This is a genomic window from Agarivorans sp. Z349TD_8, from assembly GCF_050870825.2.
Classification (GTDB): Bacteria; Pseudomonadota; Gammaproteobacteria; order Enterobacterales; family Celerinatantimonadaceae; genus Agarivorans.
Genome location: NZ_CP194037.2, coordinates 944,379 through 959,064 on the forward strand (window position 1 = coordinate 944,379; position 14,686 = coordinate 959,064).

General features: G+C 46.1%; 15 protein-coding genes and 2 pseudogenes. 9 read left to right on the top strand and 8 right to left on the bottom strand.

The genetic code is table 11. The annotated features are described in order from the left end of the window. The first annotated feature begins 9 nt into the window (after positions 1–9). From ACRRS1_RS04195 to ACRRS1_RS04225, 7 genes are read left to right on the top strand one after another with little or no spacing between them, the layout of a single operon-like run. Positions 10–1,230 (top strand): ABC transporter substrate-binding protein, encoded by a 1,221-nt coding sequence (locus ACRRS1_RS04195; protein WP_432468323.1) that lies wholly within the window; start codon positions 10–12, stop codon positions 1,228–1,230. A gap of 57 nt (positions 1,231–1,287) precedes the next feature. Beyond that, on the top strand, positions 1,288–2,154 hold the full coding sequence (locus ACRRS1_RS04200; RefSeq protein WP_432454398.1) for a carbohydrate ABC transporter permease: 867 nt from the start codon (positions 1,288–1,290) through the stop codon (positions 2,152–2,154). Further along, positions 2,154–2,966 (top strand): carbohydrate ABC transporter permease, encoded by an 813-nt coding sequence (locus ACRRS1_RS04205; protein WP_432461009.1) that lies wholly within the window; start codon positions 2,154–2,156, stop codon positions 2,964–2,966. The genes ACRRS1_RS04200 and ACRRS1_RS04205 overlap by 1 nt, the downstream gene beginning before the upstream one ends. Positions 2,967–2,976: 10 nt before the next feature. After that, positions 2,977–4,035, top strand: a complete 1,059-nt coding sequence (locus ACRRS1_RS04210) for an ABC transporter ATP-binding protein (RefSeq protein WP_432468321.1) — start codon at positions 2,977–2,979, stop codon at positions 4,033–4,035. Beyond that, the gene (locus ACRRS1_RS04215; RefSeq protein ID WP_432468320.1) at positions 4,025–4,786 is read left to right on the top strand and encodes an MBL fold metallo-hydrolase; all 762 of its coding nucleotides are present in this window, start codon (positions 4,025–4,027) and stop codon (positions 4,784–4,786) included. The genes ACRRS1_RS04210 and ACRRS1_RS04215 overlap by 11 nt, the downstream gene beginning before the upstream one ends. Further along, the gene (locus ACRRS1_RS04220) at positions 4,776–5,594 is read left to right on the top strand and encodes an inositol monophosphatase family protein (protein WP_432468319.1); all 819 of its coding nucleotides are present in this window, start codon (positions 4,776–4,778) and stop codon (positions 5,592–5,594) included. The genes ACRRS1_RS04215 and ACRRS1_RS04220 overlap by 11 nt, the downstream gene beginning before the upstream one ends. Then, positions 5,587–6,591, top strand: a complete 1,005-nt coding sequence (locus ACRRS1_RS04225; protein ID WP_432468318.1) for a LacI family DNA-binding transcriptional regulator — start codon at positions 5,587–5,589, stop codon at positions 6,589–6,591. Before ACRRS1_RS04220 ends, ACRRS1_RS04225 begins: the two co-directional genes overlap by 8 nt. A 135-nt stretch (positions 6,592–6,726) precedes the next feature. On the opposite strand, the gene ACRRS1_RS04230 is transcribed toward ACRRS1_RS04225, so the two are convergent. Continuing rightward, positions 6,727–6,999, bottom strand: coding sequence for an oxidative damage protection protein (locus ACRRS1_RS04230; protein ID WP_432454391.1), 273 nt, complete (start codon positions 6,997–6,999; stop codon positions 6,727–6,729). Between the two features lie 298 nt (positions 7,000–7,297). Here ACRRS1_RS04230 and ACRRS1_RS04235 point away from each other — a divergent pair, with 298 nt between their 5' ends. After that, on the top strand, positions 7,298–8,779 hold the full coding sequence (locus ACRRS1_RS04235; RefSeq protein WP_432468317.1) for a diguanylate cyclase: 1,482 nt from the start codon (positions 7,298–7,300) through the stop codon (positions 8,777–8,779). Between the two features lie 83 nt (positions 8,780–8,862). On the opposite strand, the gene fos is transcribed toward ACRRS1_RS04235, so the two are convergent. Then, on the bottom strand, positions 8,863–9,267 hold the full coding sequence (gene fos, locus ACRRS1_RS04240; protein ID WP_432454389.1) for a fosfomycin resistance glutathione transferase: 405 nt from the start codon (positions 9,265–9,267) through the stop codon (positions 8,863–8,865). 57 nt (positions 9,268–9,324) lie between these two features. Next, positions 9,325–9,588, bottom strand: a pseudogene (locus ACRRS1_RS04245) (IS3 family transposase); the annotation flags it as partial. Between the two features lie 14 nt (positions 9,589–9,602). On the opposite strand from ACRRS1_RS04245, the pseudogene ACRRS1_RS04250 reads away from it, so the two are divergent. Then, positions 9,603–9,772, top strand: a pseudogene (locus tag ACRRS1_RS04250) (ISL3 family transposase); the annotation flags it as partial. A gap of 84 nt (positions 9,773–9,856) precedes the next feature. Here the strand turns inward: ACRRS1_RS04250 and ACRRS1_RS04255 are convergent. The 5 genes from ACRRS1_RS04255 to sseB all read right to left on the bottom strand — a co-directional run bounded on the left by ACRRS1_RS04255 (position 9,857) and on the right by sseB (position 14,072). After that, on the bottom strand, positions 9,857–10,660 hold the full coding sequence (locus ACRRS1_RS04255) for a MetQ/NlpA family ABC transporter substrate-binding protein (protein WP_432454388.1): 804 nt from the start codon (positions 10,658–10,660) through the stop codon (positions 9,857–9,859). A gap of 474 nt (positions 10,661–11,134) precedes the next feature. Beyond that, on the bottom strand, positions 11,135–11,344 hold the full coding sequence (locus ACRRS1_RS04260) for a hypothetical protein (protein WP_432468952.1): 210 nt from the start codon (positions 11,342–11,344) through the stop codon (positions 11,135–11,137). A 239-nt stretch (positions 11,345–11,583) separates the two neighbouring features. Further along, positions 11,584–12,075: a DoxX family protein gene (locus ACRRS1_RS04265; protein ID WP_432468316.1), complete on the bottom strand. Its 492-nt coding sequence runs from the start codon at positions 12,073–12,075 to the stop codon at positions 11,584–11,586. Positions 12,076–12,706: 631 nt separating this feature from the next. Beyond that, a complete protein-coding gene (locus ACRRS1_RS04270; RefSeq protein ID WP_432468315.1) occupies positions 12,707–13,195 on the bottom strand; it encodes a GNAT family N-acetyltransferase in 489 nt (162 codons plus the stop codon). A gap of 79 nt (positions 13,196–13,274) precedes the next feature. Further along, positions 13,275–14,072 (bottom strand): enhanced serine sensitivity protein SseB, encoded by a 798-nt coding sequence (gene sseB, locus ACRRS1_RS04275; protein ID WP_432468314.1) that lies wholly within the window; start codon positions 14,070–14,072, stop codon positions 13,275–13,277. Between the last annotated feature and the right edge of the window lie 614 nt (positions 14,073–14,686).

Consider the following 14,686-nt stretch of genomic DNA (forward strand, 5'->3'; position numbering starts at 1 on the left):
GAGAATCCAATGTTCCAACGGACACTAATGGCCAGCACCCTGATGCTCGCTTCGCTGGCTGTAAATGCTGATGAGCTGGTGATTGCAGCTCGTGATAGTAGTTATGGAGACGCCATGCAGTATGTGGTGGACCAGTATGAGAAAGCCCACCCAGACACCAGCATTACTCTAGTCAAGCGTCCCAGTAAGGGCTTGTATGAAAGTGTGGTGCTGTCGATGCGTGAAAAAACCGGTCACTATGATGTGATTCTAATGGATGACACTTGGGCGCCGGAGTTTTTTGCAAACCAGTGGCTAAGCCCGCTATCCGATGCCGTCGCCGATCCGGATTTTGTTCAGGCACCGTTCAATATTGGCCGTTATCCAGATGCCAAGGGTCCGATTTATGCTTTACCCATGGTGGGTAATGTTGCCATGTTTGCCTGGAACCGTGCGTTGTTTGAGAAAAATCATTTGAGTCAGCCTCAATCTTGGTCAGAGGTATTGGCGGCAGCGAAGACGATTAGTCAAAGCGCAGACGTGAAGGGCTTGGTTTTCCGAGGTGTGAAAGGCAACCCGATTGTGACCGGTTTTTTACCGATCCTTTGGGGCTATGGTGCCAATGTGGTCGATTCATCAGGCAAGGCAAGCTTAGACTCGCCGCAAGCCAAACAGGCCTTAGAAACCTTCCTCGCCATGAAACAGTACGCGCCGCGTGGTGTTGAAGTGTATAACGCCGATGAAGTTCGTGATGCTTTACAAAAAGGCAGCGTCTCCATGGCTATTGAAGTGTGGCCTGCCTGGGTGCCAAATCTGGACAATGCAAGTGTGTCGAATGTGGTGGGTGATATGGAAATTATGGCGCCACCTGCAGAGGTGGGTCAGCCTTCGCCGATGTTGGGGATTTGGCAATTGGCGATTCCTGCCGATGCCAAGCATAAGTCACAAGCCGAAGCCTTCCTGAGGTTTGCCACCAGCGCTGATATTCAGAAAGATTTGGCGCTTCACTACGGTATACCGCCTACCCGCACCAGCGCTTATTTCGATAAAGATGTGGTTGCTAAATATCGTTGGTACCCACAACAAGCCGCCGCGCTGAAAACCGGTAAAGCACGTCCACGCATTCAAAACTGGGCAGAAGTAGAGAGTGTACTCGGTGATTTCTTGCAAATGGCGATGATGGGGCAAATGTCGGCCGAACAAGCCTTAAAGCAGGCGCAACGTCGCATTGAGCGAATGATTAAAGGTTAATTTTGTTGGATACAGGCCTTGTAAGCTGTGCTGGCAAGGCCTTGTTGGATCGGGTGTATGTTATTTGAAAATCGTAAGCAATTAGCTCTGTTGCTATTGCCAGGCTGTATTATTTTGGGCTTGTTAACCATTTATCCGCTGGCTTCGGTGCTGCTGAACGCCTTTGGTCATGCCGATCCGCACAGCGGCAGCTTCCGCTTTGTGGGTTTGGCAAATTTTGCTGAATTATTTGACGACTTTTTCTTTATTGGGGCGATTAAAAATACCTTTGTTTTTACACTGGTGGCCTCGATTTCTCAGGTGCTATTGGGCTTGTTCTTAGCCTTATTATTTCATCGACAGTTTCCGGGCCGCCGCTTTGCTTTACCAATGATTATCTATCCGATGATGTTATCGACTTTAGTTTGCTCATCCATTTGGCGTTCTTGGTATCACTATGACTATGGTTTACTTAACCATTTGCTGGTGATGGTTGGGCTTGCGCCTCAAGAGTGGTTGTTCAATCCGGATCTTGCCCTGTACTCAATTGCGCTGGTGGATACCTGGCAATGGACGCCGATGGCATTTTTGATCATTTTGGCGGGCCTACAGTCGATCCCCAAGGATATTGGTGAGGCTGCGCGGGTGGATGGCGCGAAAGGTTGGCGTTCGTTGCTTTACATTACCTTGCCGCTGATCCAAAAACAGCTGATGCTGGCATTTTTGCTGCGCTCCATCGATACCTTCAAATTGTTCGACAAAGTTTATGTGATGACTGGCGGCGGACCGGGCAATGCCACCGAAACCCTGTCGATGTTTGTTTATAAGTATGGTTTTCGTTTCTTTGATTTAGGGATGGCCAGTGCCTCGGCGCTGGTGATGTTGAGCATCTCCTTAGTGATGACTTTGCTTTATGCCCGAAAAGTCATGCAAGGAGGAAAGTGATGAATACAAAGTTTCATGGCGTGCTGGTTTGGTTCATCGTATTGCTGTTTATCATGCCAGTTTTGTGGATGTTTGGCACGGCGTTGAAGCCACCCGGTGAGATCCTGCGCGCCAGTGCCAGCATTTTGCCAAGGCAGCCGAGTTTTGCGGCCTTCGCGGCGCTTTGGCAGGGGGATTTACCGCGTTTGGTGGCCAATACTTTATTGATTTCGGTGTCGGCCACGGTGATATCGCTGGTGGTGGCTTTTGCGGCCGCATATGCACTGGTGCGTTATCGTTTTCCTGCCAGCTTGGATAAGTTGTTTTTGTTCGCGGTTTTGGTGATCAAGATGATGCCGCCGATTGTGGTGGCGATCCCGCTGTATTCTTTGATGAACCAGATAGGCCTGCTAAATAGCAAATTGGGGCTGGTATTGGCTTATCAGGTATATACCTTGCCATTTTGTATTTGGATGTTGCTTGGCTTTGTGCGCGATATTCCCATAGAAATTGAAGAGGCAGGCGCGATGGACGGTGCCCGTTTGCTCAAACGCCTTGCTTATATTGTGTTTCCGCTGTGTGCGCCGGGTCTGGTGGCAACCGCGATATTTGCCATGATTTTAGGTTGGAATGAATTCTTGTTTTCCTTGTTGTTCATTCATACCCCAGACAAGTTCACGCTCCCTTTGTTTATTGCCAATTTTATGACCGAGGACGGCACCGCATGGGGGCCGCTGATGGCTGTGGGAATTGTTTCTTCGTTACCGATGCTGGCCTTAGCCAGCTATATGCAGCGTTATTTATTGCGTGGCTTTTCAATGGGCTTGAAATAGGAGGCACAACATGAAAAAACTAGAGTTACATCAAGTGAATAAGGCCTATGGCGATAACACGGTGCTGCCCAATATCAATCTCACGGTTGATGAGGGCGAGTTTGTGGTATTTGTAGGGCCTTCGGGTTGTGGTAAGTCGACTTTACTAAGGATGATCGCTGGTTTGGAGTCAATCACTGACGGGCAAATTAGCCTCAACGGACGAAGTCTGAATGGGGTGCATCCCGCCGATCGCAAAGTCGCCATGGTATTTCAGTCTTACGCTTTGTACCCGCACCTGTCGGTAGCAAAAAACATGGCTTTTCCGCTGAAGATGGCCGGAATGGATAAGGCCAGTATCGCCCAGCGGGTGAGTGACACCGCCGACAAATTGCAGCTGACGCCATTGCTCGATCGCTTACCGGGAGAACTCTCTGGTGGGCAGCGTCAGCGAGTCGCCATTGGCCGAGCCATCGTTCGCGATCCGCAGTTGTTTCTATTTGATGAACCGCTATCCAATTTAGATGCGAAATTGCGGAGTGAAATGCGGATCCATCTTAAACAGCTCCATCAAAGCTTACAGTCAACCATGATTTATGTCACTCATGATCAGGTGGAAGCGATGACGCTGGCGGATAAAATTGTGGTGCTTAATCAGGGGAGAATAGAGCAAGTCGGCTCACCGGAGACTTTATATCATCAGCCCGCAAATAAGTTTGTTGCGACTTTTATTGGGTCGCCGATGATGAACTTTATCCAACGAGACGATTTTCAGAGGATTAGTCCTCACACCACGCTGCCTGCTTCGGTGACAAGCTTGGGGCTCCGACCCAATCAGGTGTTGATAGATGCGCTTGCCCCAGACTGTGAAATGCAGATCGAGCTGATCGAGCCGCTGGGGCATTCACGCTTATACCATGGCCAATTGAACGGTCAGCCATTTTTGGTGGAAAGTGATTGTTATTATCGCTTAGCTGACTATTTACCACTTAACTTTGCGAATTCGGTGCTGCATTGCTTCGCGAGTGATGGGCAACGAATTGCAGGCTTGAATGACGCTCAAGCGGTTGGAGCCTTCGATGCCGCATAGTTTTCAACTGGAAGTATTGGGTATCGGCAATGCCTACGACGGTGAGCGAACCAGTGCTAGCCTATTGCTTGAAGAAAATGATTTTCGACTGTTGCTTGACTGCGGGCCAACGGTACCGGCGGCGATTTTTCATCGAAACATGGATCCTGATGCCATTGATGCGATTTATATTACCCATACTCATCCGGATCACTGTTTAGGCTTGAGCTGCTTATTAAATTGGATGGATGCTAAAAAACGCAAGCGGCCATTGCTGTTGATTGCCCAAGCGGAACAATGGCCAGTGCTGGAGCCATTGTTGGCATTCTCCCATTGGCCAGAACCTACGCTCGGATTTGTGATTGAGCGGCAAAATAGCGAATCGCTGTTGGCGATTGGTCCATGGCAAATTGAAACGTCTGTGACCCGTCACGCGGTTGCAAACCTGAGCTTGCAGCTGCGAACTTCGTGGGGGCATCGTTTGTTTTATTCGGGCGATGGTAGCTTGTCTCACAAGGGGCAGCAGTTGGCTGCGCAGAGTGATTGGGTTTTCCTTGAGTGCGAAACACTCAGTCCTCACCCCAGTCATGGGTGTTGGCTGGATATTCAAAAGCTTACTCATAAGCCGGGTAGCCAATGGCGTTTGTATCATATCGACCCCCAATATCGACCTCAGTTGTCGGCCTTGGTGCGTCATATTGCGCACCTAGACCTCGCCGAAGAGGGACAACAGTTGGTGAGCGAAAAATCTGGAGTTATAGATGTTGCCTGAACAATTCGACCATCAATTAAAGGTCGCTTTATCCATCGCCGAACAGGCGGGAGCGATTGCGCTGCAATGGTTTGCCCAACGTGATGCACTAATTATTAGCAGTAAGGGACATCATGATTGGGTTTCACAAGCCGACCAATTGGTGGAACAGTATATTCGAGAAGCCTTGCAGACTGCCTTTCCCGAGCAGCATATACTCGGTGAAGAGAGTGGTGGCGAGTTTTGCTTGCCTTGCTGGGTGGTCGATCCGATTGATGGCACCACTAATTTTTTATATGGTCAGGCTGATTTTGTGGTGAGTATTGCCTTGGTTGATCAGCAAGGGCCGGTGCTTGGGATTATTTATGCGCCGGTGCATCAGCGGATGTTTTATGCTGTGCGAGGGCAGGGGGCTTTTGAGCGTAAAGCGAGCCAGCTGCTGCCTTTGCAGAGTCGGGCGGCAGCTCAGCAGCAGTTGGTGATTGGTTTAAATCTTAATTACCAGGCAGGGATCCCGGAGCGTTATCTGCGGCATAGCCAACAAGTGATCGCGCAGGGGCATCAGGTGCGAGTCAGCGGCTCAGCAGCGTGGACGCTCACTCAAGTCGCTTGTGGTGAGTTAGATGCTTGTTATATGGGACAGGTGAACATTTGGGATGTGATGGCAGCTCAGTTTATTTGTGAGTTAGCAGGGCTTGAAATCGCGCCCTATTTAAGCAAGCAGATGACTGGCCCTGTGTGGGCTTGGCCCAAAGGCTCACCCCTCGCGACTTGGCTAAACCATGAAGACATCATTCATCCAGACCGAGAGCGGCCTGAATATGAATAAAAAAGTAACCGCTGCGGATGTTGCAGCACATGTTGGCGTATCTCGCTCCGCTGTTTCTCGTGCCTTCACGGCGGGGGCCAGTGTTCATCCGAAAAAGCGGGCGAAGATTTTAGCAGCCGCTAAAGAACTTAGTTATCAGCCTAATTTTTTTGCGCGCACCCTCAGTACCCCTGTATCGCGTCAGCGCTCGAACTTGGTGGCGATCCTGATTAGTGATTTTTCGAACCCTTATCAGTCGTATTTGTTTGAACAACTATCAACCGCATTACAGCAAAGTGGTAAGCAACCGATGTTGTTAAATGTGAAGCAGGCTGAAGATATGGATGCGGCCATTCTTCGCCTATCGGGTTATCAGGTTGATGGTGTGATCGCGGTGATGGGCTCGTTACCTGCGACTAGTTTTAACCAGTGTCTTAAACTGTCACTGCCCTTGGTGACCTTAGGTCGCGCTGACGAGCGGGGCTTGATCCCTTCGGTTCAGACCGACAATTTAACCGCGGGTCGCTTAGCGGCCCAGCATTTTGTGTCGCAGGGTTTAACCGAGCTTGGTTTTGTCGCGGGGCGTGCCGATGGGCAAGCATCGCTCGAGCGTTATCAAGGTTTTAAAGAAGCCTTAACGGAACATGGCATCCCAGCACCGTTATTGCTCGAAGCTGGACGTTATACTTATGCCGCCGGTTATGCCTTAGCGGCGCGCGAGCTTACATCGTTACGGCAATTAGCGGGCGTTTTTTGTGCCTCAGATGCTTTAGCGATGGGTTTAATGGATTGTTGTCGAGGGCATGCTGACTTGGCCATACCTAAACAACTTAAAGTGATCGGCTGTGATGATGTTCCGCAAGCCGCATGGCAAGGGTATCAATTGAGTACGGTTGCTCAGCCAGTGGAGCAAATGGTGGCGCAAGTGTTACTGCTATTGCAACGAATGTGGGATGGTGATCAGAGGATTTGCAGTATGAATCGATTGGCGCCGAGTTTAATCATCCGCCAAACTTAAGTTTTATCGCGTTGAGCAAGCACCTACGATGGCTTAAATCTGATAGGTAGAATCAAGGTTGATATCAAGCATGAAGCTATCAGGTTCTCGATTTTTCCTGATAACTTCATGGCTTAGTGCGTTGATGAATTGCGTTTATGCGCTGGGAGGCGTGTAGCCTTCGATATCTACTTCGCCATCTTCAAAGAGGTATTTCACCATTTCAGCTTGTAATAACTCTCGATCATCCAGATTCATTAAATTTAACTTTTTCTCGTTGATCAGCATGGTTTGCTTTTTCTGCCACTGGGTCCAGGCTTCTTTGCTGATGTTGTCGAAGACTCGTTTGCCAACTTCACCGGGGATCAATTGAAAATCTAAACCTTCGGCTTGTTTTTTTAAACGTTGGCAAAATACAGTTCTGGCCATAATTATCCCTTATTGTTTGCTACATGGCGGCTTACGCGGCCCTGAGGCGTTTTTGTGATCGCGTTTGCGCCAAGCTTTGGTGCTTGCTGCATGTTATACCAAAGTTGCCGTCTGGCTGCCATGACTAGTGTGCAGGTGCTGGCGCAAAACCGCTATTGATGATTGAACGATAGTGGCATTTACTTTGAGTCGCTTGCATAGTTTTGACAGAAATGACTCAGCTATAGAAAAACCTATACTTTTTAGGGGGGAGTCTCATAATGGCTTTATGATTGAAACGCGGAGATATTTCATCTAGATGGCGATTAAAACGGGCAGCTTAGGTCAGGCTTTGAGTCATAAATCGACCAGCCTGAGTAATGAAATCCTTGCCGCTATTCTTAATAGTGCAGAAGATTTAATTACCGGGCAAGGTTGGCTCGATAAGGTCAATGTTCTCTTGGAAGAGTTGGGAAAGGTGACTTCTGTGAGTCGGGTATGGATATTTCAAACGCTTGACTTACAAGATGATTACATTCTGCAAGATTATGTTTTTGAATGGGCTGCTGCCGAAAAGTATGTGCAAATTAAGCAGTCTCGGTTTAATTATTTTAAATCGATGTTAAAAGAGCCGGAGTATTCAGAGCTAGTTGAAAGCCGCAAACGGGGTGAGTATCAACAGGTGCTTCCTAAATTACTGCCTGAGTCTTGGTTGAAAAGTCATCTCGAAAGTCAGCAAGTCTTATCGATGTTAACCATTCCGATCATTGTTGAAAATCGCTGGTGGGGAACCTTGGGTTTAGATGATTGTGAGCGCGAATATGACTGGTCTCTTAACGAAATCACCTTGCTTAAAACCGCCAGTTATTTTATCTCTAGTGCGGTGGTTCGGGATAATTTTAGAGCCAAGAAACATCAGCTGGATATCTTAAAACAGAATATGGCTTGTAGTAGCTGGGAGTTTGATCGTCGGCGTGGCTATTTATGGTGTAGCTCTGAGGTCTTAAGTAGCAGTTCGGAGGTTGTACGTAATCAACATTTTACCCCGCGGGAATGGATGAAGCGGATCCACCCCGCTTACCGTAAGCAGTTTCTGAAAGATGCACGCGAGTATTTTAGATCACAAGGGCGTACCTTACGTTGTGATCTAAAGATTATGAAGAATGATGGCAGCTACTGTTGGATAGACATCTCCGCCAATTTATCGACCGATAGCACGCTACTTGATAGTTCTATCGCTGGTATTTGTTGGGATATTTCCGAGCGAAAACAGCAAGAACAACAATTACTTTTACAAGCGACGACCGATCCACTCACCGGGCTGATGAATCGTCGCAAAATGGAGTCGCAGTTGCAGATCTTGATGTACGATAATGCGCAGCGGCAACAAAATTTTTCCTTGGCGGTACTCGACATCGACCACTTTAAGCTAGTGAATGACCGCCATGGGCACAGCGTTGGTGATCAGGTCTTACAACACTTTGCGAAAGTCTGTCATCAATCGCTGCGTAAGCAAGATTATTTTGCGCGGGTCGGTGGAGAAGAGTTTGTCGTGTTACTTCCCAATACTGGTCAGGATGATGCCGATTCTATCTGTCAGCGGATCTGTGAAACGATCCGCAGCACGCCCTTTGCAAACGAGCAGGGAGCGATTCAATACTCGGTGTCTATTGGTTTCACCACCCTCAGCGATGCCAGCCTAAACGCTCAGCAGATGATTGATGCGGCAGACCGCGCGCTTTATCAGGCGAAACAAACCGGACGAGCAAAAGTGGTGAGCAGTCAAGCACTAGAGCTTTAAACGGCTGGACTTGCTTTGGGTGCTCCGTCGATTGAATAGCATCTCAGCGCAGCAGCGCATGGATTGACGGTGCTTGGGCCATCTTAGGTTGAGAGCCAAACTAATCCAGCATAGGGTTTTGATTTGATGGCTTCAAGACGACTGGATAAATTGCCCACATGAATTTCTAATTTGTGCCCATCAGGGTCAAGGATGTAGCGTGATTGTCCTTCACTCTTGTTTACTTTCCATTGTGTTACCGCATGGCATGCTAAGCGTTTACAAAAAGGCTCAAAGTCTGATGAAGAGATATCAAAGGCAAGATGTGTGTAATCATCTTTCGGGCATGGCTTATCCGATGAAAGACAAAACCATAGGTCTCCAAGGGAAAGGTAAGCGCCATCATTCCATTTTACATGTCCTTTGAAGCCGAGCACTTCAATATAGAACTTTAGTGATTGTTCTAAATCGCTCACCGCGAGCGTGATATGGTTCAGGCCTAAAAGCATCTGTTACTCCTACAACATAAGCGTCTTCAGTTCGCGCAAGGTATCGCACTGTAGTGCTCAAGTAAAACTGGCCACGGTTTTATATTTTTTCCAGTACAACTTTTCAGCCTGATCCGGTGGCAACATCTTGTTGTGCTGATGTGGCCTGACTAGGCTGAAATATCCTACGATATAATCCGTTATTGCGTGCTTGGCTTCTAAAAATGCTCGGTAGCCTAGCTCTGGTATCGATTCTGTTTTCAAACTTCTAAAGAAATGCTCCATCGGCGCAGTATCCTAACCATTTCCACGGCGACTCATGCTCGGTTTGATTTGGTATCGGCATTTGTAGTTAGGCAAAGCATAGGCTGATAAATGCTCGTATGGAGGCTGGTAATGCATCAATTGGTCTTCTAAGACCGAGAGCTTGCGAAGTTCGAGATACAGAATGCTTGAAGTTAAAGTTTTGGCAAACATCCCTTCCAGAAGAGGAGTCTATTTCTATCCACAAATTAAACTTATGTAAACGGAGAAGAGCCGAAAAACGAATCAATTTTGGCGTTGCCGATGAATCTACTGGCAACACCAAATCTAAGCTCAGCGGTTTGCTTTAATTTGCCGCTTCTATGGTGCCTTTGAAGGTGGTGTTTAAGAAGTCCTTTATCTCTTGAGAGTGATAAATCGAGATAATCTTTTGAAATACTTCCTTGTTTTTGTCTTCATCTCGCGCGGCCACAACCATCACGGCTAAAGGCGCGTCTTTTGGCTCCAAGTAAATACCTTGTTTCTTAGGATCTAGTCCTGCAGACATCACGTAGTTCATGGTAATTACCGCAGCATCTACATCGTCAAGTGTGCGTGGCAGTTGAGCGGCATCGACTTCGACAAATCGAATACTCTTTGGATTGCTGATAATATCTTGCAAAGAAGCACTGAAGCCAAGGTTTTCTTTTAGCGAAATCAACCCTGCATCTTCGAGTAGTAATAGCCCACGGCCGCCATTGGTTGGATCGTTTGGAATCGCAATTCGAGCATGCTCTGGGATTGCGTCCAGCGTTGTGTACTTGTTAGAGTAAACGCCCATACGCATCAAAATGGAACGACCAATAGAGACTAAGTGACTATTGTGACTGTCGTTAAAGTTATCGAGAAACGGCTGATGTTGATAACTATTAAGGTCGATGCTTCCATCGCTTAGCGCGGCGTTAGGGGTGATATAGTCTGAGAACTCAACTACTTGAATGTTGATCCCTTGTTTTGCTGCTTGTTTGGCGACCGCTTCTACAACTTGTGCATGTGGGCCAACTGTTGCGCCAATTTTGATAAGCGATTCGTCTTTTTGCCCACATCCTGTTACGCCGAATACGAGTGTTAATGCCAACAGCGATGTTGTGATTTTTTTGTAGCTTTTCATGATAATCCCATTTAAATAACAAAAGACATTCAGATGTCTAGACGCCCATAATATCGATTAACGTGATTTGGTCAATAGCTTTTTAAAAGTGAAGTCAAATTGAGCTTATTACGATGTAAAATGCGTTTGTTTGCTAGGGGTTTACGCGACAAAAAGAGAGCTACTGATATAACTAGGAGAGCTAAACGAGCTTAGCTTGAAGGCTAAGAGTAAAGCTCCTTTCCATAAGATAAGTTCTCTAGCAAACTATGGAGCAAAAACGTGTTTCGCTATAACACGCTTCTGGACAAAAGCTTGCTAGAGCATTCACTTATTCAATTGGTAAGGCCTGAACCTGAAAATCAATCCGCAGCCGTCATTGGAATGCAAAGGCGCTAATCGACCGTTGTATTTTAAACACTTTCAGGAAGCGCCCTGTGCGGAGCCGCATGCAGGGTGTTGTATGGGGGAGGCTAGAGACCCCCGGCTACCCGATTAGGTGAAGTCTGCAAGTTGGTACTTTAACTTTGGTAACATTCTTTTTTGCGGGATACTTTTCACCTCACCAATTCTCACGGCACCTTTATGAAGGTAAAACCCTTCGGCATCAGGCTCTGATATGATGCTGAACTCCCTAATCTTCAAACGATTACACTCTCGAAGTATCTCTTTAAAAACTAGATTTGCTATCCCTTTTCCTGCAATCTCAGGTCATAACCATAGATGATCTAGTTCATCAGAGTTGGTTCTTTTAATAGTAAAAAACTAATTGTTTTAGAGTCTAGTAAAACAACCTTCACAAGATTCTCTGCAATATATCCTTCTTCAATCCTAAGGTCTTTCGCCAAATCTCTAACTGCTCTCTTGAATAGCCCCAATAGCCTTTGGACTCAATTGCTATATCGCTTAATAGCTGTGACTGTTCAGGAGCAGCATCACTAAACTCAATCATTTTCCTTCATATTATCTAACGCCTCATTACGACCTTTTACGCACAGGAAATATGTCCATGCAAGCAATATTATTTGCAGGGGCGCACGAATTAGTAAATAAACAGGCCCCCATTGATGCCCACCAAGACCAATACTATTTGATGCCGCATAAATATTTGCTGGAAAGAAAATAACAAGAACTACAATAGCAAGCTTTGCTGCAATAGGTTGATATCTTGGGAAAAAAAGAGCAATGGCTATCAATAGCTCAAGAAAACCAGTGATATAGACTAATGCTAGGCGGTAAGGAACCCAAGGCGGTAGCATTTCCACCATTCCTTCCGTTTTAAGAAGGTGGCCAAAGAAGAAGAATGTAAATGCTATTCCCAGTCCCCAACTGGCATGCTTGGTAACATTCAAAGGCCTGTCGTTAAACTTTGAATAAACAAAGGCGATGCTCAACGGACAGGACAACAGCAAAAGGGTGATTATTGGAGTTACCATCGTTCCCTCATGAGGTCATAAAGCCTAAATAATGGTCAAATATCAGTTGGTTAAAATAAGCGCCGTAGGAGTAAAAACCAACTGTTATGTGTCCTGATTAATTTGCTTATTATGTGTTCCATGTAAATATGCTTGCGTGAAAATATAAGAGACATACAGATATAGCAATCACACAAGCTGACTGTTGATTTTTACCAAGTTTTATTACTTTAACAGCCTCAAGAATACTTGCAACTAAACAAAGAGCTACCCCTGTGCCAATTAATATATAAGTTGAATTCTTATCTATTAAATAGAATGGGGTTGGCTCGGCGCCCACACCCGAGGTAGCGTTATGAAAGGAGCCAGAAATAAGCTCAGAATACTTGCTATTCATTCTGCTGAATCGGCATTCTCGAAACCTGAGTTGGTTAAGAGAGTTACGAGAACAGCCAGAATTATTAGCACAACACTAGATATTTCATCCGATCGGACTTAGGTGCGGTGGCGCAAAATTAGCAGCCGTCATTGGAATGCAAAGGCGCTAATCGGCCGTTGTATTTTAAACATTTTCAGGAAGCGCCCTGTGCGAAGCCGCATGCAGGGTGTTGTGGGAGGGAGCCTAGAGACCTCCGGCTACCCGATTAACTGGCTAAACTTCAAACGTGAGAAAGTGCATAAGTAAATCAATATCAACTTGCTCAGACTGTGTGTAATTTCCCCCAACTAAACCAAAAATTGCAGACTGCCAAAACTTCAGAGCGGCTTCATTGCCAATTAGCACTCGGATTTGCCATTGACCTGAAAACTGCGCTGTCACCAATTTCAGAGCTTGTTTTCCGACACCTTTTCCCTTGAACTTTCGTAGTACAAAGAACTGCTCAACATCGTAAAATTGCCTGTTAGTTGGGTACTTTCGAACCAGAACAAAACCAGCTAACTCAGTATCAGCGTAAATAAAGTATGGAACATGATCTTCCTGCTTCCAATATACATCCAAGCTGCTTTTATTAAACGTAAAGTGACCATTCTCATTCGGAGACCAGCCCATATGCTCAGACATATCATAAATATAATATGGGAACAGACTCTCAAGAATATGACGAGATTTTGCTCCAATTTTTACTAGAGAAACTTCCATTTTAGTCCTTGCCAGTTAACGCTTTGCTCACCGACACAAAAACGAAGCGTAGCAGTATGTGTCCGAGTGCAGTAACTTTTTATGCCTTGCTTACACCAAACCACGATTTGAGCTTTAAGCTCCATTTTTTTTCGTAGAATGGCTTAGTTTGATTTATAAAGTATTGGCTAAGACCAGAATCATTTTCATTGATTCTGTAGATATCAACAGGCTCGCCTTTGGGCGCGGTATCGCCAGCTACGTTGCCAGCTTCTCTCATAACCTTTTCAATATCACCATCTGCCTCTATACCAACTATTAGATGTGGTTTCTCGTCAATAGACTTGTCATGCATGAGTGCTAGATAAGCTTTTCTAACATTGCTATGTTTTGCCAATAGCTGGGTAAGTGAGTCAACCATTTTTGACGGGTAATTAGAAGGCTGCCCCAGCAGAACCTTAGTTTCTTTCTCTACCATTCTCTGAGAAGGAGCCTGACTTATGCCTATAGATAACAAGTGTGCAACTTCTTCAGGAACAAACTCTTTTCCGTAATCTGATTTGGGGTTAAGAAATAGCGTAGCTCCTTGAGTCATTTCAAACAAAGAGCGTACTGGTAGGGCCAAATATGATTCTTCGCTATTGATTGATTTTTGCAACACTTCTAGCGAGGAAAAGAACGGAATTACAGGTGAGCCATCTGCCTTTTCCCAATGCTGTATTTGAATTTTATCAACCGCTTCGGGATTCACTTCTCCGTCCGAGCCCGACATTCCAGTTGTACCAAGCACAAATATCTGTGAGCTTAGTAGTACTTCACAGAATTGTGGCCGATGGGCTGGCTCGTCAGCAGCTAACCTTAAAATCTCTTCTAGTTTATTTTCTTCGGTTATTTCCACGATTCTTCCTTTAGGCATCAACGCCCGATTAAGGTGTGAAGCACGCTGCCGCAGAACTCAATTTGACTACCGTAAACACTGAATTCAACCCAAACCAAAAATGCCAAGCGTGCAGAATCACTCTTAAATTGTTTGTGTACGCCCAGCATGGGCATGAACTAATGAGGTGAAAGTCCTCTGTAGGAAGATCACCGTTTAATATTACTTTGATTATTAAACGCTAACTACTGGCGAATGACAAGGGCATTACCGCGAGGGAATGTCTGAAGGAAGCCGGACGCCTTTTTATCTAAAGAGAGGGCGAGCTGATGAACAAGAACATCATATGAGGCGTAGGCTGGAGGCGAGTTGGCACAAGACAACGAAGCCATGTGATCTAACGGCCACCGTAAATGATGCAGCAGTGCAGAGAAAAGAGAAAGTGCATGTTCTACTTCTTATAAACAAAGAGTGGGGAGCTCTGCTTAACAAGCGATCGTTTAACTCACTCCATGGCGGTTATCAGCAGACTGCGTTTTTAGATAAAGAGCCCAATGCCGCTTTATTGTGTAATGGTTGGGACATGGTGAAGGCCTGAACCTGAAAATCAATGAGGAGCCTGTGCAGCTCATTGT